Annotated in this window: 17 protein-coding genes; 6 read left to right on the top strand and 11 right to left on the bottom strand. The window is 58.6% G+C overall.

What is annotated here, in order from left to right; translation table 11 throughout:
- Window positions 1–24: 24 nt before the first annotated feature.
- Both ACZYSM_RS06245 and ACZYSM_RS06240 read right to left on the bottom strand, forming a co-directional pair.
- The gene (locus ACZYSM_RS06245; protein ID WP_489069906.1) at window positions 25–1,176 is read right to left on the bottom strand and encodes a M14 family metallopeptidase; all 1,152 of its coding nucleotides are present in this window, start codon (window positions 1,174–1,176) and stop codon (window positions 25–27) included.
- Window positions 1,177–1,706: 530 nt separating this feature from the next.
- Entirely contained in the window at window positions 1,707–2,048 is a 342-nt protein-coding gene (locus tag ACZYSM_RS06240) for a DUF6124 family protein (protein ID WP_489069904.1), read from the bottom strand.
- A 129-nt stretch (window positions 2,049–2,177) separates the two neighbouring features.
- Here ACZYSM_RS06240 and ACZYSM_RS06235 point away from each other — a divergent pair, with 129 nt between their 5' ends.
- The gene (locus ACZYSM_RS06235; RefSeq protein WP_489069903.1) at window positions 2,178–2,843 is read left to right on the top strand and encodes a LexA family protein; all 666 of its coding nucleotides are present in this window, start codon (window positions 2,178–2,180) and stop codon (window positions 2,841–2,843) included.
- A gap of 37 nt (window positions 2,844–2,880) precedes the next feature.
- Here ACZYSM_RS06235 and ACZYSM_RS06230 read toward each other — a convergent pair whose 3' ends face one another.
- The 4 genes from ACZYSM_RS06230 to ACZYSM_RS06215 form a co-directional block, all read right to left on the bottom strand.
- The gene (locus ACZYSM_RS06230) at window positions 2,881–4,839 is read right to left on the bottom strand and encodes an acetyl-CoA carboxylase biotin carboxylase subunit (RefSeq protein WP_489069901.1); all 1,959 of its coding nucleotides are present in this window, start codon (window positions 4,837–4,839) and stop codon (window positions 2,881–2,883) included.
- Window positions 4,839–5,654 (bottom strand): gamma-carboxygeranoyl-CoA hydratase, encoded by an 816-nt coding sequence (locus ACZYSM_RS06225; protein WP_489069899.1) that lies wholly within the window; start codon window positions 5,652–5,654, stop codon window positions 4,839–4,841. The genes ACZYSM_RS06230 and ACZYSM_RS06225 overlap by 1 nt, the downstream gene beginning before the upstream one ends.
- Window positions 5,655–5,670: 16 nt before the next feature.
- Window positions 5,671–7,275, bottom strand: a complete 1,605-nt coding sequence (locus tag ACZYSM_RS06220; protein ID WP_489069897.1) for a carboxyl transferase domain-containing protein — start codon at window positions 7,273–7,275, stop codon at window positions 5,671–5,673.
- Window positions 7,276–7,370: 95 nt separating this feature from the next.
- The gene (locus tag ACZYSM_RS06215) at window positions 7,371–8,534 is read right to left on the bottom strand and encodes an isovaleryl-CoA dehydrogenase (protein WP_489069895.1); all 1,164 of its coding nucleotides are present in this window, start codon (window positions 8,532–8,534) and stop codon (window positions 7,371–7,373) included.
- A 437-nt stretch (window positions 8,535–8,971) separates the two neighbouring features.
- Here ACZYSM_RS06215 and ACZYSM_RS06210 point away from each other — a divergent pair, with 437 nt between their 5' ends.
- Window positions 8,972–10,669 (top strand): AMP-binding protein, encoded by a 1,698-nt coding sequence (locus tag ACZYSM_RS06210; RefSeq protein ID WP_489069893.1) that lies wholly within the window; start codon window positions 8,972–8,974, stop codon window positions 10,667–10,669.
- A gap of 679 nt (window positions 10,670–11,348) precedes the next feature.
- Here ACZYSM_RS06210 and ACZYSM_RS06205 read toward each other — a convergent pair.
- From ACZYSM_RS06205 to ACZYSM_RS06195, 3 genes are all read right to left on the bottom strand, one after another.
- Window positions 11,349–12,248 carry a hydroxymethylglutaryl-CoA lyase gene (locus tag ACZYSM_RS06205; RefSeq protein ID WP_489069891.1) on the bottom strand — a complete coding sequence of 300 codons (900 nt, stop codon included), beginning with the start codon at window positions 12,246–12,248 and terminating at the stop codon, window positions 11,349–11,351.
- 236 nt (window positions 12,249–12,484) lie between these two features.
- Window positions 12,485–12,886 carry a MerR family transcriptional regulator gene (locus ACZYSM_RS06200; protein WP_489069889.1) on the bottom strand — a complete coding sequence of 134 codons (402 nt, stop codon included), beginning with the start codon at window positions 12,884–12,886 and terminating at the stop codon, window positions 12,485–12,487.
- Between the two features lie 220 nt (window positions 12,887–13,106).
- Complete coding sequence (locus ACZYSM_RS06195) at window positions 13,107–14,036, bottom strand: LysR family transcriptional regulator (protein WP_489069887.1); 930 nt, start codon at window positions 14,034–14,036, stop codon at window positions 13,107–13,109.
- A 152-nt stretch (window positions 14,037–14,188) separates the two neighbouring features.
- Between ACZYSM_RS06195 and ACZYSM_RS06190 the strand changes: the two genes are divergently transcribed.
- Entirely contained in the window at window positions 14,189–15,418 is a 1,230-nt protein-coding gene (locus tag ACZYSM_RS06190) for an acyl-CoA dehydrogenase (protein ID WP_489069885.1), read from the top strand.
- Between the two features lie 179 nt (window positions 15,419–15,597).
- Here the strand turns inward: ACZYSM_RS06190 and ACZYSM_RS06185 are convergent, their stop codons facing one another.
- Together ACZYSM_RS06185 and xthA are read right to left on the bottom strand one after the other, a co-directional pair.
- Complete coding sequence (locus tag ACZYSM_RS06185; RefSeq protein ID WP_489070049.1) at window positions 15,598–16,938, bottom strand: substrate-binding domain-containing protein; 1,341 nt, start codon at window positions 16,936–16,938, stop codon at window positions 15,598–15,600.
- Window positions 16,939–17,099: 161 nt separating this feature from the next.
- The gene (gene xthA / locus ACZYSM_RS06180; protein WP_489069883.1) at window positions 17,100–17,912 is read right to left on the bottom strand and encodes an exodeoxyribonuclease III; all 813 of its coding nucleotides are present in this window, start codon (window positions 17,910–17,912) and stop codon (window positions 17,100–17,102) included.
- A 196-nt stretch (window positions 17,913–18,108) separates the two neighbouring features.
- Here xthA and ACZYSM_RS06175 point away from each other — a divergent pair, with 196 nt between their 5' ends.
- The 3 genes from ACZYSM_RS06175 to ACZYSM_RS06165 all read left to right on the top strand — a co-directional run bounded on the left by ACZYSM_RS06175 (window position 18,109) and on the right by ACZYSM_RS06165 (window position 24,220).
- Complete coding sequence (locus ACZYSM_RS06175) at window positions 18,109–18,759, top strand: GNAT family N-acetyltransferase (RefSeq protein ID WP_489069881.1); 651 nt, start codon at window positions 18,109–18,111, stop codon at window positions 18,757–18,759.
- 65 nt (window positions 18,760–18,824) lie between these two features.
- A complete protein-coding gene (locus ACZYSM_RS06170; RefSeq protein WP_489069879.1) occupies window positions 18,825–20,552 on the top strand; it encodes an autotransporter assembly complex protein TamA in 1,728 nt (575 codons plus the stop codon).
- Complete coding sequence (locus ACZYSM_RS06165; protein ID WP_489069877.1) at window positions 20,549–24,220, top strand: translocation/assembly module TamB domain-containing protein; 3,672 nt, start codon at window positions 20,549–20,551, stop codon at window positions 24,218–24,220. The genes ACZYSM_RS06170 and ACZYSM_RS06165 overlap by 4 nt, the downstream gene beginning before the upstream one ends.
- The last annotated feature ends 62 nt before the right edge of the window (window positions 24,221–24,282 follow it).

Genomic DNA, 24,282 nt, shown 5'->3' with positions numbered 1-24,282 from the left:
GATGGCATGCAGCCCAATTGTGGCTTAGCGCAACACTTCGACCATGTCCGCCACCGTCGTCAACACATCCTTACCCAAGTGCATGGAGCGTTTACCCGACCATCCGGTGAGTGCATTCGGTGCATCATTGTTGTCCTTGAACGGCATCTCCAGGGTCAGTGACAGGCAATCGAATTTCTCGCCGACGCTGTTGCAGGCCAGGGTCATATTGGCTTTGCCCGGTTTGTCACGGGTGTAGCCGTGGGTGGTCTGGAAGTCGCGGGTCTGGTGTTTCAGGTGGCTGCGGAAATGCTCTTCGAGTTTCTCGATCCGTGGGGTGTACCCCGGGTTGCCTTCGCAGCCAGCGGTGAAGACGTAGGGGATTTCTTCGTCGCCATGGATATCGAGAAACAGGTCGACGCCGTACTTTTCCATTTGCTGCTGAACGAAGAACACTTCCGGGCTGATGTCCTGGCTCGCACTCTGCCAGGCGCGATTGAGGTCCTGGCCCATGGCGTTGGTGCGCAAATGGCCGTGGAAGGCGCCATCCGGATTCATGTTGGGGACGAGGTACAGGTCGGCACTGGCCAGAAGCTTTTTCATCACGGGATCGTCATGCTGTTGCAGACGCTCGATGACGCCTTCCATGAACCACTCGGCCATATGTTCGCCGGGGTGCTGTTGAGCGATGATCCAGACCTTGCGTTGGCCTTCGGCGCCGGTGCCCTTGCGCAGCAACTGAATGTCGCGACCCTCGACGCTTTTGCCGGTAGCCAGCAGTTCGGTGCCGGCCTTGGCCAGCGCCTGCTCGATCAGCCAGTCATGACGTCCGCGGCTATAGGGTTCGAAATAGGCGAACCAGGCGTTCGTTGCACTGGCTTCGAGGCTGAAGCGCAAGGTATCGCCCTCGAAAATCGTCGGCACACGAAACCAGTTGACGTGATCGTAGGAGGCCACGGCCTGGTAACCGTTCCACGCTTTGTTATAGGAGGATTTGCTTGCGTTGCTCAGACGGAACCAATGTTCCTGACCCACATGCAGACCGCTGGCTTTGAAGTGGAACCATTGGAAGTGCTGGCTGCGGGTGTCCGGCTTGATAGCCAGCAGCACTTGCCGCGGATTGCTGGTGTCCAGCACCTCGATATTGCCGCTGTCGAAGTTAGCAGTAATTTGAAAGGAGCCTTGAGCCACGGCCATAGTCTGGATACCTGAGTATGATTTTTATGACTGCTACTTTACACGTAAGAGAGGGAGAAACAGGGGGGGAATTTCGAGGAGAAAAAGGTGGGGGCGTCGTCCTTGACGCAGCAGCAGCTTAGTGACTATGCGATGGACTCTCAAGTGCTATTTTCGGTACTTTTTCCCCAACATTGCTGGGGTTTTCTTGCAAGACGACATCCTTTTGATATCGATCGTCGCCATCGAACCTAGCGGTACCCAGTCTTCATTAGCCTGAAGCCAAGCCTGAAAAACTGGCAAAAAAAAGACCCGGCAAAAAGCCGGGTCAAAAACCGTGATTAGCCTGATGAGGAGATAGTCCAGGAGTCCGACCTAAGGTCTCTTGGAGTATCGACTGATCTCGCGATCAGCTGCGAGCAATAATAATCATTATCATTTGCAAGTCAAATGTTTTCCGCTGCGTTGGACATTTTTTCCTGTTCTCTCCCAAACCCCAGCGCATTCAATCCATCACGCCGTCACTGCGTTGACCCTGCGGGCTACGCTATTCAATCGGCCTGGTTTCCATCCAGTGATCTGTCCACCATGGCTTTGGCCAAATCAATCATATGCACCACCGAAAACGCCAGATCGCGGTGTGCGCCATGGAGGTTTTCTGCGGATTCATAAGCAGTTGCCGCTGCACAACGCAACAGGCCCGAGGCGTGGACCATGGCTTCTTCGCTGCTGATACCGCCTTTCACATCAAAGAGTTTTTCTTCGATTTCGGATTCTGAAACAGCTGGTTTCAAGTAATAGTTTAAGGCGCGCTGTGCTGCGGCGTTGCCTTTCAGCGAAGCAAAGGTGACATCTGCTTTCATTTCTAACGAGTCATCGTTGGGAGTGCTCATGATTCCGGGTGCTCTGATGGTGGGCCAAGTAAGTAAACTCAAGCCTAGTACATAGTGTATTTGTGATGAAAATTTAAATACTACAATGTGTGTATTGAGAGCCCGAGTGCACAAAGTATTGTTCCGGCCATGGATAAATGGATCGAATTGGTCAAGGCCAAAATGAGTGATCTCAAGATCACTCAAGAGAAACTCGCAGAGCGCCTAGGGATGTCCCAGGGCGGCGTTGGCCACTGGCTGAATAAACGTCGCCAACCCAAGATTGAAGACATGAACCGTGTTCTTCAGGAGCTGGGGTTAGGGTTTCTGGAAGTGGCGCTGGTGATCAGGGAGCCAGGAGCTTCCAAGGGTGAGGAGAGTGAAGGTGACGGTTACGACCTCTCGCTGGCAGACAAGTACAACCCATACTTCCGCTATCCGGTCAGTGACTGGCAAGGTGTGTGCGAAGTGCACGAGGCGCAACGGGCCTATTCCAGCGGACGCTATGAACTGTCCGATTATCATGCTCAAGGCGAAGCGTTCTGGCTGGTGGTGGTCGGGGATGCCATGACAGCCCCGAGCGGCATCAGTATTGCGCAAGACATGCTGATTCTGGTCGACCCGGCTGTTGAAGCGGTGCCTGGCAAACTGGTTATTGCCCGGTGGCCGGGCAGTGCGCAAGCGTCTTTTCGCAAGTTGATCGAAGAGGGCGGGCAACGCTACCTCGTCCCGCTCAACCCGACCTATCCGAAAACCCTCTACACCGATGAATGCCGAATCATTGGCGTGGTCGTGCAGGCCACGGCGAAGTTCTAGTCTGATCGGTCCTGCGCAACGCGTAGGACCGATGACCTCACTGCACTGACTCCAGTTCCACCAACGCACTGCCTTCGCTGACCATCTCGCCTTCCAGGCAATACAGCGCCTTGATCACTCCGGCATGGGGTGCGCGAATGCTGTGTTCCATCTTCATGGCTTCCAGTACCACCAGTTGCGCACCGGCTTCGACGGCTTGTCCAGGTTCGACCAGCACCCGCACGATGCTCCCGTTCATGGGCGCGGTAAGGCCGCCGTGCTGGCTATGGCTGGCCTCGACTTCGGCAATCGGGTCGTACGGCTTGATGCTGCGCAGGTCGCCCTCCCAATGCAGATAGAGCGTGTCGCCGCGGCGTATTGCCCGATGTTGACGACGCAGGCCGTCGTGCTCGATCAGCAACTGCTCACCCGAAAGCTCGGCAGAGCGAGTACTGGCAATGTCCAGGGTGACCGTTTTATCCTGCCCCTCACAACTCAAGTGCAGGGTGGTTTGTGCCGGCAACCCGGCACGGAAACCGCTGGCAATCGCCCACGGCGAACTGCGGTCATCTTTACGCACGGTGTCCGGCTGGCTTTGTGCAAAGGCTTGAGCCGCAGCTTGCCAGAACTCGTCGCTCAGCTCGTTCGGCGCTGGCAGCAGTTGGTCCTGATAGCGTGGAATAAACCCGGTATCGAGTTCCGCTGCCGCGAAGGCCGGGTGGCCGACAATGCGCCGCAGGAAGCTGATGTTGGTCTTCAGCCCGCCGATGGCGAACTCATCGAGCATGCTCAATAGACGCAAACGGGCCTGTTCACGGTTCTCGCCCCAAGCGATCAGCTTGCCGAGCATCGGGTCGTAAAACGGTGAAATGCTATCGCCTTCTTCCACGCCGCTGTCGACACGCCGCCCCGGGCCTGCTGCTGATTCGCGGTACAGATCAAGACGACCAGTCGCCGGCAGGAAGTCATTGCTCGGGTCTTCGGCATACAAGCGAACTTCAATCGCATGCCCGATCAACGGGACCTGTTCCTGAGTCATCGGCAGCACTTGGCCTTGAGCGACGCGAATCTGCCAGGCCACCAGATCGAGGCCAGTGATGGCTTCAGTGACCGGGTGTTCAACCTGCAAGCGGGTGTTCATTTCCATGAAGAAGAATTCGCCGCGCGAATCCAGCAGAAACTCCACCGTGCCAGCGCCGACATAACCAATCGCCTGCGCAGCGCGCACGGCGGATTCGCCCATGGCTCGGCGCACTTCAGGGCTCAGCCCCGGCGCTGGCGCTTCTTCGACGACTTTCTGGTGGCGACGCTGGATCGAGCAGTCGCGCTCATTGAGATACAGGCAGTTGCCGTGTTGATCGGCGAACACCTGGATTTCCACGTGACGTGGCTTGAGCAGGTATTTCTCCACCAGCATCTGCGAATTGCCGAATGACGATTGCGCTTCACGCTGAGCCGAGGCCAGGGCTTCGGCCAACTGGCTGACGTCCTCGACCACTTTCATGCCTTTACCGCCGCCACCGGCCGTGGCCTTGAGCAGCACTGGATAGCCAATGCGCTCACAGGCGTCGCGGAAGGTGTCCAGGTCCTGGGCATCGCCGTGGTAGCCGGGCACCAGCGGTACGCCGGCGGTTTCCATTAGCGCCTTGGCGGCGGATTTGCTGCCCATGGCGTCGATGGCTGAAGCGGGTGGGCCGAGGAAAATCAAACCGGCGGCTTCGATGGCGCGGGCGAACCCGGCGTTTTCCGAAAGAAAACCGTAACCGGGGTGAATGGCCTGGGCGCCGCTGGCTTTGGCGGCGGCGATCAATTTGTCGATTTGCAGGTAGCTGTCGGCGGCTTTGCTACCGCCCAGGTCAACGCGGATATCGGCTTCGCGACTGTGCCGCGCATCGCGGTCAGTAGCGCTGTGCACGGCCACGGTGGTCAGACCCAGGGCTTTGGCGGTACGCATCACCCGGCAGGCGATTTCGCCGCGGTTAGCCACCAGCAGGGTGGTGAGAAGAGGGGCGCTCATCAACGCGGCTCCTTAGTGGTCGTGTCGGGCTGCCAGCTTGGCGGACGTTTTTGCAGGAAGGCGCGCAGGCCTTCCTGACCTTCGGGGCTGACCCGGATCCGCGCAATGGCGTTTTCGCAATAGCGTCGCAGCGCCGGGGTCAGGGCGCCGTTGCCGACTTCGCGCAGCAAGTCTTTGCTGGCGCGCATGGCAGCCGGACTGTTGAGCAGCAGGTTGTTGATCCAGAGTTCGACCTGTTGCTCCAGTTCTTTGGCCGGGTAACTTTCGGCCAGCAAGCCTATTTCCCGTGCCCGTTGCCCGCCGAAGCGTTCAGCGGTCAGGGCATAGCGCCGTGCCGCACGCTCGCCGATGGCCTGGACCACGAACGGGCTGATCACTGCAGGTGCCAGGCCGATGCGTACTTCCGACAGACAGAACTGCGCATCATCAGCACCGATGGCCATGTCGCAGCAACTGATCAAGCCGAGCGCGCCGCCATAGGCTGCGCCTTGCACCACCGCCAGGGTTGGGATTTTCAGCTTGGCCAGGTTGTACATCAGTTCCGCCAGTTCGCGGGCATCGTCGAGGTTGGTGTGGTAGTCGAGTTCAGCCGACTGCTGCATCCAGGCCAGATCAGCGCCGGCGCTGAAGTGTTTGCCGCGCCCGCGCACCAGCAGAAAACGCAGGCTCGTATTACTCTGGACCTGATCCAGGGCGATGATCAGTTCTCGGATCATCTCGGCGTTGAAGGCGTTGTTCTTTTGTTCGCGGCTGAGCCACAGCGTGGCAAAACCACGCGGGTCAATCAGCAGTTCGAGGGTGTTGAAGTCGCTCATGTTTTTTCGCTCCAAGTCACATGCGGAACACGCCGAAGCGGCTCGGTTCGATAGGGGCATTCAGCGAGGCCGACAAGGCCAGCGCGAGGACGTCGCGGGTCTGCGCCGGGTCAATGACACCGTCGTCCCACAGCCGCGCACTGGAGTAGTAGGGATGGCCTTGCTGTTCGTATTGGTCGAGGATCGGTTGCTTGATCTCGGCTTCCTGAGCGTCGGTGAAGGGATGGCCGCTGCGTTCAGCCTGCTCGCGTTTGACCTGCACCAGCACGCCGGCGGCCTGTTCTGCTCCCATCACGCCAATGCGTGCGTTGGGCCACATCCACAAAAACCGTGGATCGTAGGCGCGACCACACATGCCGTAGTTACCGGCGCCGAAGCTGCCGCCGATGATCACGGTGAATTTCGGCACCTTGGCGCAGGCCACCGCGGTCACCAGTTTCGCGCCGTGTTTGGCGATGCCGCCGGCCTCGTATTTCTGACCGACCATGAAGCCGGTGATGTTCTGCAGGAACAACAGCGGAATGCCGCGCTGGCAGGCCAGTTCGATGAAGTGCGCGCCTTTCTGCGCCGCTTCAGCGAAGAGGATGCCGTTGTTGGCGAGGATCGCGATCGGGTAACCATGCAGATGGGCAAAACCGCACACCAGCGTGGTACCGAACAGCGCTTTGAACTCATCGAACACCGAACCGTCCACCAACCGCGCGATCACTTCGCGCACATCGAACGGCTGCTTGGCGTCGGCCGGAACCACGCCATACAGCTCGTCACTGGCGAGTAGCGGCGCAATCGGTGCGCGCTGCTGCAATTCACCGAGTTTGCGCCAGTTGAGGTTGGCGACGCTGCGTCGAGCGAGTGCCAGCGCATGTTCATCGCTGTCGGCGTAGTGGTCGGCCACCCCGGAGATCTTGCAGTGCACATCGGCACCCCCGAGGTCTTCGGCGCTGACCACTTCACCCGTAGCGGCTTTCACCAGCGGTGGGCCCGCGAGGAAGATGGTGGCCTGCTGGCGGACCATGATTGCTTCATCGGCCATGGCCGGTACATAAGCACCGCCAGCGGTGCAGGAACCCATGACCACGGCAATCTGCGGAATGCCCATGGCGCTCATGTTGGCCTGATTAAAGAAGATCCGCCCGAAGTGCTCGCGGTCCGGGAACACTTCATCCTGACGCGGCAGGTTGGCGCCGCCGGAGTCCACCAGATAAATGCAGGGCAGGCGATTCTGCTGTGCGATGGCCTGGGCGCGCAGGTGCTTTTTCACGGTTAGCGGATAGTAGGAGCCGCCTTTTACCGTGGCGTCGTTGGCGACGATCATGCACTCGACGCCTTCGACCCGGCCGATCCCGGCGATCACGCCAGCGGCCGGAACATCTTCGCCATAGACCTCATAGGCCGCCAATTGGCTGATTTCCAGAAACGCTGAACCCGGATCAAGCAGGCGATTGATGCGCTCGCGCGGCAGTAGTTTGCCCCGGGATGTGTGGCGCTCTTGGGCCTTGGCGCCGCCGCCTTGCTGGACCTGGGCGAGCAAGGTATGCAGCGCGTCGACCTGTTTGAGCATTGCCGCGCTGTTGGCGGCGAACTCCGCCGAGCGCGGGTTGAGCTGGGTATGCAAAATCATGGCTTACTCCGTAAGCGCCGCAAGCTTCAAGCCGTAAGCTGCAAGTAAGAGCGAATCCACTTGCCGCTTGAAGCTTGCCGCTTGCAGCTGACGAATTACTTCGTCTCGTTAAACAGTTCACGACCGATCAGCATGCGACGAATCTCGCTGGTGCCGGCGCCGATTTCGTACAGCTTGGCGTCGCGCAGCAGACGACCTGCGGGGAATTCGTTGATGTAGCCGTTACCGCCGAGAATCTGGATCGCGTCGAGGGCCATTTGGGTTGCACGTTCGGCGCTGTAGAGGATCACGCCAGCGGCGTCCTTGCGGGTGGTTTCGCCGCGCTCGCAGGCTTGGGCCACGGCGTACAGGTAAGCACGGCTGGCGTTGAGCTGCGTGTACATGTCAGCGACCTTGCCTTGAATCAGCTGGAATTCACCGATGCTTTTGCCGAACTGTTTACGGTCATGGATGTACGGTACGACCAGATCCATACAGGCTTGCATGATCCCGGTCGGGCCGCCTGAGAGCACCACGCGCTCGTAGTCGAGGCCGCTCATCAGCACTTTCACACCGCCGTTGAGGGCGCCTAGCAGGTTTTCTTCCGGGACTTCGACGTCGTCGAAGAACAGCTCGCAGGTGTTCGAACCGCGCATGCCGAGCTTGTCGAATTTGCTGCTGCGGCTGAAGCCTTTCCAGTCGCGCTCGACGATGAAGGCGCTGATGCCGTGGGCGCCTTTTTCCAGGTCGGTCTTGGCGTAGATCACGTAGGTGTTGGCATCCGGACCGTTGGTGATCCAGGTCTTGCTGCCATTGAGCACATAGCGGTCGCCGCGTTTGTCGGCGCGCAATTTCATCGAGACCACATCGGAACCGGCGTTAGGTTCGCTCATGGCCAGGGCACCAACGTGTTCGCCGCTGATCAGTTTCGGCAGGTACTTGGTTTTCTGCTCATGGTTGCCGTTACGGTTGATCTGATTGACGCAGAGATTGGAGTGCGCGCCGTAGGAGAGGGCGACCGAGGCCGAGCCGCGGCTGATTTCTTCCATGGACACCACGTGGGCCAGATAGCCCAGGCCCGCACCGCCGTATTCTTCCGGAACAGTGATCCCGAGCAGCCCCATGTCACCGAACTTGCGCCACAGGTCGGCGGGAAACAGGTTGTCGATGTCGATCTGCGCAGCGCGAGGGGCGATCTCTTTGGCGACGAAGGACTGAACCTGATCGCGCAGCATGTCGATGGTTTCGCCCAAGGCGAAGTTCAGGGATGGGTAGCTCATGGGTCACCTTTGGTCTTTTTGTCGGGAGTGGAGAGCGCCCGGTCAGCTCTCACCTTTACGTTAACGTAAGCCTGCGATGAGCGGCTGTCAATCACCCTTTACGTTAACGTCAACTTGAGCGAGAGTAGAGGTGTTTTCTGTAGGAGCAGGGGGGACGCCTAGTCCTTGCCCGCGATGAACGATAGCGCGGTTTTTCAGACGAATCGCGGCGCCCATTTCGCGGGCAAGCCCCAATGCCGGTCAGTTAAGGGTATGTGTAGGAGCGAGCTTGCTCGCGATGGATCTGAGGGCGACGCGTTTATCCAGCAAACATGCGTCATCGTTAACGTCCATCGCGAGCAAGCTCGCTCCTACAAAAGGCAGCGTTCGCTTAACTGACTGGCATTGGGGCAACCCCGGCTCCCGCACACCCGCCAATAAAGACAATAGGGGTCGTTATGGATCAACCAGGTTTTCACCCAAGTCAGAGCTACACCCGTGGCTCGCAGGACAAGGCCTTGCTGGCGCTGACCATCGGTCAGGCGTTCGACAACACGGCTGCACAGTATCCAGAAGGCGAGGCGTTGGTGGTTCGCCATCAGCAATTGCGTTACAGCTGGAAGCAACTGGCCGAAGCCGTTGACCTGCATGCCAGAGCGTTGATGGCGCTGGGTTTGCAGGCTGGCGACCGTCTCGGTATCTGGGCGCCCAACTGCGCCCAGTGGTGCATCAGTCAGTTTGCCAGCGCCAAGATCGGAGTGATCCTGGTCAACATCAATCCGGCCTATCGCAGTTCTGAGCTGGAATATGTGTTGAAGCAATCCGGCTGCCAATGGCTGGTCTGCGCCGGGTCCTTCAAGTCTTCTGATTACCACGCCATGCTGCAAAGCCTGGCACCGGAACTGGCAGAGCACCCCATCGGCTTGCTGCAGAGCGAACGGCTGCCGGACTTGCGCGGAGTCATTAGTCTTGATGCGCAGCCGTCATCGGGTTTCCTGCCGTGGTCGCAGTTGTCTGCTTTGGGCACTGGGGTGGAGATTGAGCAATTGAATGCTCGGCAGAACAGCCTGCATTTCGATCAAGCGGTGAACATCCAGTACACCTCCGGCACGACCGGTTTCCCCAAAGGCGCGACCCTCAGTCATTACAATATTCTCAACAACGGCTACATGGTCGGCGAAAGCCTTGGGCTGACGGCCGCGGATCGGCTGGTGATTCCGGTGCCGCTGTATCACTGTTTCGGTATGGTCATGGGCAACCTCGGTTGCGTGACCCATGGCAGCACCATGATCTACCCGAACGATGCCTTCGATCCGTTACTGACCTTGAGCACTGTCGCCGAAGAACAGGCCACGGCGCTGTACGGCGTGCCCACCATGTTTATTGCGATGCTCGATCAGCCTCGGCGCGCCGAGTTCGATCTGTCGAGCCTGCGCACCGGGATCATGGCCGGAGCAACTTGCCCGATCGAAGTGATGCGCCGGGTCATCAGCGAGATGCACATGAGCGAGGTACAGATTGCTTATGGCATGACCGAAACCAGTCCGGTGTCATTGCAGACCGGTCCTGCGGACGATCTCGAGTTACGCGTTACCACGGTCGGCCGAACCCAGCCGCAACTGGAAAGCAAGATCATCGATGAGGCCGGCAACACGGTTGCGCGCGGGCAGATCGGCGAGCTGTGTACCCGTGGTTACAGCGTGATGCTCGGTTACTGGAACAATCCGCAAGGCACTGCGGAGGCCATCGATCAGGCCGGCTGGATACACACCGGTGATCTGGCGACCATGAACGAGCATGGCTACGTGTGCATCGCCGGGCGTAACAAAGACATGATCATTCGCGGTGGCGAAAACGTTTACCCCCGGGAGCTTGAAGAGTTCTTCTTCACCCACCCGGCGGTGGCGGACGTGCAGATCATCGGCATTCCAGACGCCAAGTACGGCGAAGAAATCGTCGCCTGGATCAAATTCCATCCCGGTCATACGGCCAGCGAGCTGGAACTTCAAACCTGGTGCAAGGAGCGCATCGCGCACTTCAAGACGCCGCGTTACTTCAAGTTCGTCGACGAGTTTCCGATGACCGTGACCGGCAAGATTCAGAAGTTTCGGATGAGGGAGATCAGTATCGAGGAGTTGCGAGGTAACCACGTCTGAGCACAATCCCCTGTGGGAGCGAGCCTGCTCGCGATGACGGCAGCACATCCAATATAGATGTCGACCGATCCACCGCTATCGCGAGCAGGCTCGCTCCCACAAGGGGGCGCAGTGGAAATGGCAAACACCAGAAAGCACAAAGGGGAGCCGAAGCTCCCCTTTAATTTGTTGTTACGTGCTCTTTTTTTATTGTTGAGGGGCGGTCTATTGTTGTTTTTGGTAACCGTGGCCCTTTACCGCTATTTTTGTCGATCCCCATCCGGGATCAAGAGCAAACGTATTTTTTTGAGCGCTGATCTGCTTTTTCGCTGAGCGATCCAACCAGTTCGGGAGCTACCTGAAGGTAGTTTTATTGTTCTCTGCCCGGTTGCGGGTTACTTCGAAAAGCACCCTGAAAAGCACACCTTCTCCAAAAAAATCTGTTAGCTGCGTCTCTGCCGTGTTGTTTTTGTTATGTCAGAGTCGTTACGTCTTATTTTTATTAGGGTTGCTGCTTTTTTTATTCTTGTTATGCAGTAGAGATAGCAGAAGCCGTGCCAACTTTTTAAAGTCCTTTAAAATCAATAGCTTGATGATTTTGTAAGAAAGTTAAGTCAGCCAAAACCCCGCCATCTGTTTCCGTGTTACTCGTTTTCGCTACGGACTAGAGTGGTCGGTAACACCCAGACACATCTACCCCTCACACTGCGCTACGGGCCTTGGCCACGCGAGAACCTGTGGGGCGCCCCAGTACCGTGCAAATTTGCTGGCCGGCGAGGATCAAGCGATCCATGTCGATCCCGGTTGTGATTCCCAGCCCATTGAGCAGGTACAGCACGTCTTCGGTGGCGACGTTACCGCTGGCGCCTTTTGCGTATGGGCAGCCACCGAGACCGGCGATGGAACTGTCGAACACGGCGATGCCTTCCAGCAGGCTGGCATAGATATTGGCCAACGCCTGGCCGTAGGTGTCGTGGAAATGCCCGGCCAGTTTTTCCCGTGGCACCTGAGCACCAACGACTTCGAACATCGTGCGCGTGGCGCCGGCGGTACCGGTGCCGATGGTGTCGCCGAGAGAGACTTCATAACAGCCCATGGCATAAAGCTCCCGGGCCACGTAGGCGACTTGTTCGGGCGCTACCTGACCTTCATAGGGGCAGCCCAACACGCAGGAGACGTAACCGCGCACGCTGACGCCGTGCTGTTTGGCGGCGTCCATGATCGGTACAAAACGTTCCAGGCTTTCGTTGATCGAGCAATTGATGTTGCGTTGGGAAAACGCTTCGGAAGCGGCGGCAAACACCGCGACTTCCTTCACCCCGGCCGCCAGCGCGTCTTCGAAACCGCGCAGGTTCGGCGCCAGCGCACCGTAGGTCACGCCCGGCTTGCGCTGGATTTTCGCGAAGACCTCGGCGGAACCGGCCATCTGCGGCACCCATTTGGGCGAAACGAAACTGCCGACTTCTATATAGCCGAGACCGGCAGCGGTCAGTGCATCGACCAGTTGCACCTTGTCCGCCACGCTGATGGGTTGGGCTTCGTTCTGCAGGCCGTCGCGAGGACCGACTTCGATAAGGCGCACATGGGTTGGGAGAGACATGGGAGGTTTACCTGTTTTTGTTGATATCGCATTAAGGGACGCGCCGACTGCAGATCCGTAGCAGCTGGCGAAGCCTGCGTTCGATCTGGGCCGCATTCGGACGAAGCGGTCGCTATCCGGTCGACTCGATTTTCGCTCACTATTGAGTCGTGGCCATTTACGACTGCTGCGCAGCCGAACGCAGCCTGGCGGCAGCTGCTACGGGGGCGGATTTCAATTTCAAAGAGTCATCTCGTTCATTGAACGGTTTTCTGATTCTCGATCGTCTGTTCCAGCGCCTGGGTACAGCGCTCTTCAGCCGTGTCCAGCTCCAGCTTCATCTGTTCTATATCCAGCATTTGCTGTTCAAGCTGCTCGCGGCGCTCGGTGATTTTCGCCAGCATGCTGTGTAACTGTTTCTGGTTGCCACTGGTGGGGTCGTAGAGTTCGATCAGCTCGCGGCACTCGGCTAGGGAAAAGCCGATGCGCTTGCCCCGCAGGATCAGCTTCAGGCTGACTTTGTCGCGGGGTGAATAAATACGTTCCTGGCCGCGCCGCTCGGGGGCGAGCAAGCCTTGTTCCTCATAGAAGCGAATGGCGCGGGTAGTGATGTCGAGCTCGCGGGCGAGGTCGGAGATGCTGTAAGTCGGGCTGCTCATGGAAGCGCTCAAGAAAGGTCTTGGCACTAAGCTAATTGCTGCTTGACGTATACGTCAAGCGATGTAGTTCTTCGGTGTTATCACTGGCCTCATCGCGAGCAATCGAGCGTCGACCGGCTGCTCCTACATTAGATCCCCTGCGGACACATAACCTGTGAACGCCAGAGATTCAGTGTGGGAGCGGGCTTGCTCGCGATGAACGATGACACGGTCCAGAGGCCTACGCTTTATCCAGCTTCTTCTCATGCACCGTCACCTGCTGGCACAACTCGATCATCTGTTCGCGCATCCAGCGGTTGGCCGGGTCTTGATCGGTGCTTTCGTGCCAGTAAAGGTGGGTTTCAACCGGTGGTACGTCGTTGACCGGCAAGTTGACCGAATACAGGTCATGCCGACGGGCGAAACGTTCCGGTACGGTCATCACCATGTCGGTCTGCTGCAGCACTTGGGATGCCATCAGGTAGTGCTGCGAACGCAGGGCGATTTTGCGCTGGATGCCCATCTTTCCCAGCGCCAGGTCGACATGCCCCAGCCCGCTGCGGCGGCTGGAAATATGGATATGGGTCAGTGACAGGTAGTCATCGAGGGTGAATTTCTCTTTGCCCGCAAGAGGATGCCCCTTGCGCATGGCGCAGACGTAGCGGTCTTCCATCAGCTTGACGTGGCGCACTTGTGGATCGGTGTTGAGGGGGGCATCGACGGCGAAGTCGAGGCGACCGGCCGCCAGTTCTTTGGTGGTCTCGCGGCGCTTGGAGAGGAAACTCTCGATGATCACCGCTGGCGCCAAACGTCGCAGGCGCTGGAACAGCGGCGGCAGGATCACCGCTTCAGTAAGGTCGGTCATGCTGATGCGGTAGGTCTTGGCCGCCTGCAATGGATTGAAAATCCGGCTTTCCTGAACCGACACGCGCAACAGCGATAACGCATTGCGCACCGGGCCGATGATGTTCTGCGCCATGGGTGTGGGCACCATGCCCTGGGCGGTGCGCACGAACAGCGGGTCGTTGAAGGTCTCGCGCAGGCGGGCCAGAGCGTTCGAGACGGCTGGCTGAGTGATGCCGACGATCTGCCCGGCGCGGGTCAGATTGGCTTCGGTGTAGATCGCGTCGAAGACGATGAAAAGATTCAGGTCGACCTTGCTCAGATTCATTGCGCTGCGCTCTTATTGTTGGGTCTCGATCAGCCGATCATATATCGGTGATGAATGTTAATACACGCCGAGAATAGGCTAGGTAAATTTTCGTAGCTGTTCTAGCATCGATTACATGACCTCAACAACCTCCTAGAAGAAGGTAGCTGCTCATGGATTTCGCTTATTCCCCGAAGGTTCAGGAACTGCGTGAGCGCGTGACCGCGTTCATGGACGCTTACGTTTATCCGGCTGAAGCGGTGTTCGAACGCCAGGTCGCCGAAGGTGATCGCTGGCAGCCGACCGCAATCATGGAAGAGCTCAAACTCAAGGCCAAGGCCGAAGGTTTGTGGAATTTGTTTCTGCCGGAGTCCGGGCTCGGCGCCGGTCTGACCAACCTGGAATACGCGCCGTTGGCGGAAATCATGGGCCGATCCTTGCTCGGGCCGGAGCCGTTCAACTGCTCGGCACCGGACACCGGCAACATGGAGGTGTTGGTGCGTTACGCCAACGAAGGGCAGAAGCAACGCTGGCTGGAGCCGCTGTTGCGCGGTGAGATTCGTTCGGCCTTCGCCATGACCGAGCCGGATGTGGCTTCTTCCGACGCCACCAACATGGCCGCCCGCGCTGAGCGTCAGGGTGACGAGTGGGTGATCAACGGGCGTAAATGGTGGACCTCGGGTGCTTGCGATCCGCGCTGCAAGATCCTGATCTTCATGGGCCTGAGCAATCCGGATGCGCCACGTCACCAGCAGCACTCGATGATTCTGGTGCCGGCGGATGCTCCAGGTGTAAAGATCGTCCGTCCACTACCCGTATTCGGCTACGACGATGCGCCTCACGGACACGCGGAAGTGCTGTTCGAAAACGTCCGTGTACCGTACGAGAATGTGCTGCTGGGTGAGGGCCGCGGCTTTGAAATCGCTCAAGGTCGCCTTGGCCCAGGCCGGATTCACCACTGCATGCGTTCCATCGGCATGGCCGAACGCGCATTGGAGTTGATGTGTAAACGCTCGATCAGTCGCACCGCGTTCGGCAAACCTTTGGCTCGTCTGGGCGGCAATATCGACAAGATCGCCGACTCACGGATGGAGATCGACATGGCGCGGCTGCTGACACTGAAAGCGGCGTACATGATGGACACCGTTGGCAACAAAGTGGCGAAAAGCGAAATCGCCCAGATCAAAGTCGTCGCGCCGAACGTGGCCTTGAAGGTCATCGACCGGGCGATCCAGATCCATGGCGGGGCCGGGGTTTCCAACGATTTTCCGCTGGCCTATATGTATGCGATGCAACGCACCCTGCGCCTGGCCGACGGCCCGGACGAGGTGCACCGCGCCGCGATCGGCAAATTCGAGATTGGTAAATATGTGCCGAAAGAGATGATGCGTAGCGGGCATTAAGGCCCAGGCGCCTTCATCGCGAGCAAGCCCGCTCCCACATTAGACCTCCTGTGTACGCGTAATCAGCGTCCAGCAGAGATCCAGTGTGGGAGCGGGCTTGCTCGCGAATGCGTCAGACCTGTCAAAACAGCTCTGTCAGGAAAAGTACCAAGTGGGGTCGACTCACCCCCAGTTCCACCTCAATACACCCAAACCTCCACCCGCCGGTTCTTGATCCGGCCTTCATCCGCGCTATTGGCTGCCACTGGCATCTCGGCGCCAAAGCCACGGATCTCACGAAACACCATGCCGCTTTTGACCAATTCCCGCCGCACCGCCATGGCCCGTAGCTTCGACAGCAATGTCGCCCGCGCCGGGTCGCTCTTGGCATCGCCAAAACCCACTAGCGTCACCTGTCCGTTCAGTTTGTCATGGAGCCTTACATAGTCGAGGACCCGCGACAGATCCTGCCGGGCTTTATTGTCCAGGCTGGCGCTGCCTTCCTCGAAGCGAAAATTCACCGTCAGCCGTTGCGCATGGCGGGTGATGGCCTGATAGCCGTCAGGCATTTGAGGGCTAGGCGTTACCGTCATGGCTTGTACTGTTTGAGCGATAAAACCATTGGCCGCGACAATTGCCTGGCCGTTGCTGCTCTGGGCGAATGCCACCAGCGCGTTGGCCCATGGATTTTGCCCATTGGGCGGCAGGTAAAAGAACAGACGCCGTGACAGTGGATAGTCTTCGGTGGCGATCAGGCTGCTCTGGGGCAACATCGGTTGCGAGTCACCATCAACAATCGCCACGACTTTGGCCTGGCGCACATAAGGCAGGCCAATAAAGCCGATGCCTTGAGGGTCCTGGCTGACTGCGTCGGACAGCTGTTCGCTGGATTCGAAACGTTGCGCCGTACTGCCCAAGGTTTTGCCGCGACGACTGAGTACCAGCTCCTTGAAGGTGTCGTAAGTGCCCGACTGATCATCCCGGGCATACAGGTGAATCGGCCCGCCAACGCCGCCGAGTTCTTCCCAAGTGGTCACCTCACCGCTGAAAATTCGTGCCAGTTGCTCGGTGTTTAGCTGGCTCAAGGGATTTTGCGGATGAAGGATGATCGCCAGCCCATCAATGGCAATCACTTGCTCGGCGCCGGGGCTTTTCAAGTCGCCAAGCGCTTCCAGGTCGACTAACTCACTGTCCTTGATCGGCCTTGATGACGCAGCCAGATCGGCGTTCGCCGTTTTAAGTGCAGTAAAACCGGTGCTGGAACCGTGGGCGGCGACATCCACCACCACCCTGCGTCCCTGCTCGGTTTTGCCGACGACGCGCTGTTCGTTGTCTTTGCCAGAGATTTCGTTGTGAATCTCGCGCAAGCCTTGCGCTTCCATCAGTCCTTTGACCAGCGCCGGGCCCAGTGTGGCACCGATGGTGTTGGAGCCCTGAATACGCAGGGCAGGGCCACGGTCCGGGGTCGGTAACCCGTTGGCGAAGGCAGAAAAAGGCAGCAAGCCGCAAAGCATCATCACAAACAGAGCGCGCAGCATCAGGCCGACACCTTCTAAGGCCAAAGGAAGTGCCGGGAGAATAAGTCAGTCAGGTTTCCGAAATATGACTGATGCGCAGGAATGCGATCGTTGAAACGCCTCGGGTCAACTGTGGGAAGGGCCGGGCGACGTTCCCACAGTTGGTTGGTGTTGGCCTCTGGGACTCAGCTCAACTCAAGCCAGATCGGCGCATGATCGGAAGGTTTTTCCATTGCGCGCAAATCGTAGTCGACACCGGCAGCCTTGATTCGCGGCAGCAGGCCTTGGGAGGCCATGATCAGGTCGATGCGTAGGCCACGCTTCGGTTCGTCTTCGAAACCGCGACTGCGGTAGTCGAACCAGCTGAAACGATCCGCGACATCCGGGTTCAGGTGACGGAAGCTGTCCACCAGGCCCCAGTTCTTCAGGCGGGCCATCCACTCGCGCTCTTCCGGGAGAAAGCTGCACTTGCCGGTTTTCAGCCAGCGTTTGGCGTTGTCCGCACCGATGCCAATGTCGCAGTCTTCCGGGGAAATGTTTACGTCCCCCATGACTATCAGCGGCTGGTCGTTGCTGAACTGTGTTTCCAGCAGTTGCTGCAAATCGCTGTAAAAACGTTGCTTGGCCGGGAATTTGGTCGGGTGGTCACGGTTTTCACCCTGTGGGAAATAACCGTTCATGATGGTCACCGGTACGCCGTTGGCGTCGGCGAAAGTGCCCCAAATAAAGCGCCGCTGAGCGTCTTCTTCGTCACTGGCAAAGCCTTTATACAGTGCGCTCGGTGCCTGGCGAGAGAGCAGGGCGACGCCGTAATGGCCCTTTTGTCCGTGGTAATGCACGTGATAACCCAGGGCCTGAACCTCAGCCAGCGGGAACTGGTCGTCATGGACCTTGGTTTCCTGCAGGCCGATCACGTCCGGCTGGTGCTTCTCGATCAGCGCCGCCAGTTGATGGGGCCGGGCGCGCAGGCCGTTGATGTTGAACGAGACGATCTTCATGGTCGACAGTCCTGGCAAAACTGCGATGCTAGCTGACAAGTCCGACGGCGACCAGCGTGGCGGTGGGTCAGATGCGCTGCTAATGTCCTTGGGTGTGGAGTGTGAAGTCCTCGTGTAGGGAACTGTGGTTGCTATCGAACGCTCGTAGTAACAAGAACGGGGCCTTTTGAGCCGCGTCCAGGGGAGATCAATTGTTATGCCTGAAACCTCAACTGCCATCGCCGACATCCATATGCTCGGCAGCGGTTATTCCCGCGAAGCGCGTTCCTTGCTGTATCAGGCCTACCGGCATGAGCCGACCTTCGGTTTTCTGTTCGAGGCTGAGAGACCCGGCTATGAGCAGCGGGTCCGGGCAACAGTGCGTGAACTGGTCAAGCAGCACTTTCTCCAGGATTTGCCAGCCATCGGCCTGCTGGTCAACGACCGGTTGATCGGCATCGCCCTGATCGCACCACCACAACGCCGCCTGGGCATCACCGAGAGTTGGGCCTGGCGCCTGCGTATGGTGCTGAGCACCGGGTTTCGTTGCACGCGCCGCTATCTGGATTACCACGCGGCGGTGGTGGCCTGCCTGCCATCCGATGCGGTTCACGTCCTGCCCCTGCTGGGAATTCACCCGCAGTTCCAAGGCAAGCACTTCGGCGAGCAACTCTTGGAAGCCGTGCATAACTGGTGCGCAGAGGACGAACACTCAGAAGGCGTAGTGCTCGACACCGGAAACCCTCGTTACCTGGAATTCTATAAGCGTCAGGGTTACGAGGAGATTGGCGAGGTCGCTATAGGATCTGTCCGCGAGCATGTGTTTTTTCACCCCAATCCTCAGGTGTTACAAACAGCAACTGCTTAATCTAGAACTTTCCGGTCACTGCGGGGCTCTATCACGCTCCCACGCTCGTGATAGCATCCGCGCCTATGAAGTTTCCAGGAAGATTTACCAGCGGCTTGCTCATGCTGGTCACAAGCTGTGCGGCGTTGGCACAAAGTGAATTGGATGTGCGGATCAAACCGTCCAACGATGAGCTGAAGGCCAATGTGGAAGGCTATATCGGTGGTCTTGGCGATCGCGACGAAGAAGCTTTGTTACGCTTCAGTCGTGGCGCCGAAGAACAAGCAAGAAAGGCCGCCCAGGCCTTGGGTTTCTATCAGCCGCAGCTCAATAGCGAAGTCAAAGGCGGCACGTCGCCACGGTTGGTGTTGAACATTGATCCCGGTGAGCCTGTGCATTTACGCAATGTCACTCTGCGTATCGATGGCCCCGCAGCCTCCCTCAAAGCCTTCCGCGTGCCGAAAAGCGATCAGCTCAAATCCGGCGCGGTGCTCAATCACGGCCGTTATGAAGATGCCAAGCGGCTGATCCAGAATCAGGCATCGCGCTACGGCTTTTTCAGCGGACGCTTTACCAGTCAAAAATTATCCGTCGATCCCCAGGCCGGTGTCGCCGACATCGAGTTGATCTATGACAGCGGTCCGCGCTACGCCTTGGGCAAGGTCAGCTTCGCCGGCGATACACCGTTCGATGACGATTTGCTGCAACGCCTGGTGCCGTTCAAGGCGGGCGACCCCTACGACTCCGAACTGATCGCCGAACTCAACCAAGCGTTGCAGTCGAGCGGCTATTTTGAAGGTGTGCGGGTCGATGCCGCACCCGCCGCCGCGGCCAACGATGTGATCCCGGTGGCGGTGCAGCTGGAAACCCGCAAGCCACGGACCATGGGCCTGGGCCTGGGTTTCTCCACTGACGTCGGTCCGCGCGCCAAGGCCAACTGGACCCGGCATTGGGTCAACCCCCAAGGCCACAGTTACGGCTGGGAAACCGAAGTCTCCGCACCGCGGCAGAACGTCGGCCTGTGGTACGACGTGCCACTTGACCCGCCGCTCACCGACAAACTGCGCTTTGCCGGTGGCTATCAATATGAAGAAATCGCCAATACCGACAGCCTGAGCAAGCTGCTCACCATCGGTCCCGAGTGGCACAGCAAGTTGCCCAGCGGTTGGCAGCGAGTGATCTCGCTGAAATGGCAACGCGAAGAATATCGTCTAGGCGATGATTCGGGCCTGAGCAATTTACTGATGCCCGGCGTCAGTTACTCCTACCTGCGCAGCGACAACCGCATCGATCCGCACAATGGCTATCGTCTGCAATTCGACGCCAAAGTGGCCAAGGAAGGGTTGGCGTCGGACAACAATTTGCTCTACGGCACGGCCCTGCTCAAAGGCTTGACCACTGTCTGGGACAAGCACCGTTTCCTTGGCCGCGTGCAGTTCGGCGGCAGCGCCACCAATGGCTATAAAACGGTCCCGCCGTCATTGCGTTTTTTTGCCGGTGGCGATCAAAGCGTGCGCGGTTATGACTACCAGAGCCTGTCCCCGGAAAACTCCGACGGTCGTCGCATCGGTGGTCGCTACATGGTCGCCGGCAGCGTCGAGTATCAATACTCCATCGCCGAGAAATGGCGGGTCGCGACGTTCATCGATCAGGGCAACTCGTTCGACAAACTTGAACTGCCGAACCTCAAGACTGGAGTCGGCATCGGTGTGCGCTGGGTCTCGCCGGTCGGGCCGCTGCGACTGGACCTCGCCCATGCGATGGACGACGACGGCGGTATTCGTTTGCACTTCTCCATGGGGCCTGAGCTTTGAATCGTGGGTTGAAAATAGCGCTGCTGGCGATTCTTACGCTGGTGATGGTCGTGTTGTTGGCGCTGGCCACGTTGCTTGGGACTCAGGCTGGTAGCCGTTGGGCACTGGGTCTGGTGCCGGGTTTGACGGTGGAGAATTTCCAGGGTCGTCTGGGCGGTCGATGGAGTGCTGACCATCTGATCTGGCAGCAGGACACCAGCCGGGTCGAACTGATCAAACCGGTTTTTGCCTGGTCGCCGCTGTGTCTGACGCGCATGACGGTGTGCATCGATCAACTGAAGGCTGAACAAGTCAGCCTGCAATTTCCACCGAGTACCGATAAAAGCAGCGGCCCCATCAGCCTGCCTGACCTGAAACTGCCACTGGCTATTGAGTTGGGTGAGGTGCAAATCGGCAGCCTGCTGTTCAATGGCAGTGAGGAGCTCAAAGGCCTGCAATTGGCAGCGCACTGGACAGCCAAAGGCTTACAGATCGACTCAGTGCACCTGCAACGCGATGCGCTGAGCCTGAGCCTGTCCGGCCTGCTGCAACCGAGTGGCGACTGGCCGTTGGCGGCTGAAGGTAAGCTGACCTTGCCGGCGCCGGGCACGGAGCCGTGGACATTGGCATTGAACGTCGACGGCGACCTGCTGAAAACCCTGAACCTCAAAGCGGATAGCACGGGTTACCTGCAAGGCCAATTGACCGGCGAGCTGCAGCCGCTGGTTGAAAACCTGCCGGCTCAAGTGCGCATCACGGCGGAGGGCTTCAAGGCCAGTGCCGATTTACCGGACACCCTGCAACTCAATCAGCTTGAGCTCACCGGCAAGGGTGATCTGAAAAACGGCTATCAACTGTTAGGCAAAGCCACCTTGCCTGCTCAGCAGGGGCCGGTCGGCCTGCTGCTGCAAGGCAAAGTCGACGCTAAAGGCGCGCAAATCGCCGCGCTGGACCTCAGTGCCAGCGCCGAACAAAGCCTCAAACTCACCGGGCAACTTGACTGGAGTGAAGGCTTTAGCGCGCAAGCCAAGGTCGACTGGCTGAACTTCCCGTGGCATCGGCTCTATCCGCTGATCGACGAACCGGCGGTAGCGCTGCGGACCTTCAACGGCGAAGTGTCCTATCGCGATGGCAACTATCTGGGCAACTTCAAAGCCGCGCTCGATGGCCCGGCGGGGGCGTTCAGCCTGAGCAGCCCATTCAGTGGCGACCTGACAAAAATCTTCCTGCCTGAGTTCAAACTGGCAGCAGGGCAGGGCAAGGCCGAAGGGCATTTGAATCTGCAGTTTGCCGACGGCGTCGCCTGGGACACTGCGCTCGACCTCTCGGCAATCAACCCGGCGTATTGGCTGGCGGAGTTGCCGGGCAATCTCGCTGGACCGTTGCGCAGCAAAGGCGAAATGAAGAATGAACAGCTTAAGCTGAACGCTGATCTGGACCTCAAGGGCAAACTGCGCGGCCAACCGGCAGTGTTCCAGGCCAAGGCTGATGGTGCTGGCGAACAATGGACCCTCAGCGCGCTGGATATTCGCCTGGGTGACAATCGCATCAACGGCAAGGGCAGCTTGCAACAGAAACTGGCCGGGCAGCTCGACATCAAAATGCCGCGCCTGGGTCAGCTCTGGCCGCAATTGCGCGGTCAGCTCAACGGGCGTGTTGATCTCGCGGGCACCTTGAAAGCCCCTCAAGGCAAATTGAGTCTGCAAGGCCAGCAGCTGGCGATGGCCGGCAATCGTCTGCAAAGCCTGAACCTGGACGCCAACCTCGACAGCGCTCAACGGGCGCGCATCGATCTCAAAGGCAGCGGCATTCAGGTTGGCGAAACGCATTTGGGCACGCTGACCGCAAGTGGCCAGGGCGACGTCAAAAACCAGAAACTGCAGCTGGACCTCCAGGGCCCAATGCTCAAACTGGCGTTGGGGCTGGACGGCAATCTGGATAAAGGCAACTGGCGCGGACGTCTGGCCAGCGGTGACATACAGGCTGGCGGCCAGGACTGGAAGTTGCAGAATCCGGCGAAACTCGAGCGCCTGGCGGATGGCAAAATTAACGTTGCCGCTCATTGCTGGATGTCCGGGCAAGCCAGCCTGTGCGGTGAAGACCAGCGGCTGATGCCCGAGCCCAAGTTACGTTACCACCTCAAGCAGTTCCCGATTGAAAGCCTCGCGCAATGGCTGCCGAAGGACTTCGCCTGGCAGGGCAAACTCAACGCCGACGTGCAACTCGATCTGCCGGCCAGCGGCCCGAAAGGCCAGATCCTGGTCGACGCGAGCGGCGGTACGCTGCGCATGCGCGAAAAAGGCCAGTGGCTGGACTTCCCTTACCAGACACTCAAATTCAATAGCACCCTCAATCCCAAACGTATCGATACCCAGCTCGACTTCGTCGGTGGCAAGCTCGGTGAGTTGATGGTGCAGGCGCAGATCAATCCGCTGCCGAAAAACAAACCACTGACCGGCGAGTTCCGCTTGAGTGGTCTCGACCTGACGGTGGCTCGGCCGTTTTTGCCGATGGTCGAGAAACTGGTAGGGCATTTGAATGGCAGCGGACGCTTGTCCGGTGGTTTGTTCGCGCCCCAGGTCAACGGCAGCCTGACCCTTAGCGATGGCGAAATCTCCGGGCCTGAATTGCCTACCCGTTTCGACGCGCTACAGATTCAGGTGCTGATCGCTGGCGAAAGTGTGCAACTGAATGGCAGCTGGAAAAGCGGCAAAACCGGGCAGGGCATATTGAATGGAAATGTGGCCTGGGGCGAAGCGCTGGTAGTCGATCTGAACCTCAAAGGCTCGCAACTGCCGGTCACAGTCGAGCCTTATGCCGTACTGGAAGTGGCGCCGGACCTGAAAATTTCGATGAAGAACGACAAGCTGGCGATTGCCGGCAAGGTGCTGGTGCCTAAAGGCGAAATCACCATCCGTGAGCTTCCTCCATCGACGGTCAAGGTCTCGGATGACACGGTGATCGTTGGCCATCAGACCAAAGAGGGCAAACCGCCTATGGTCATGGCGATGGACATCGATGTAGAGGTTGGCAAAGACACACTCAGCTTCAGCGGTTTTGGCTTGACCGCCAATCTGCAAGGCCAGGTGCATATCGGCGACAACATGGACACTCGAGGCGAGCTCTGGCTCAACGATGGTCGTTATCGGGCCTATGGCCAGCGCCTGACCGTTCGCCGTGCGCGGCTGCTGTTCGCAGGTCCCATCGATCAACCGTATCTGGACATCGAAGCGATTCGCCAGACCGACGATGTGATCGCCGGCATTCGTTTGAGCGGTAACGCCGAGCAACCGACCACGCAGATCTTCTCCGAGCCGGCCATGAGCCAGGAACAGGCGCTGTCCTATCTGATGCTGGGGCGTCCACTGAGCACCACCGGCGAAAACAACAACATGCTGGCCCAGGCGGCGCTGGGTCTGGGATTGATGGGCAGTTCGAAGATCACCGGCGGTCTGGCCAAGGACCTGGGGATTCAGGATTTCCAACTCGACACCCAAGGCAGCGGCAACACCACCAGCGTGGTCGCCAGCGGCAACATCTCCGAGAAGCTCAGTTTGCGGTATGGGGTTGGAGTGTTTGAGCCCGCCAATACCATCGCGCTGCGTTACAAACTGAGCAAGAAGGTGTATCTGGAGGCTGCCAGCGGCATCGCCAGTTCGCTGGATATCTTCTATAAGCGGGATTTCTAACCCCCCTTCCTTCAAATACACCGAGTCGCTCCAATCGCGAGCAGGCTCGCTCCCACAGGGAT

The sequence above is a fragment of the Pseudomonas sp. F220 genome, from assembly GCF_057813935.1.
The sequence above is the reverse complement of the archived record's forward strand: the minus strand, read 5'-3'. Positions and strand labels throughout refer to the sequence as shown.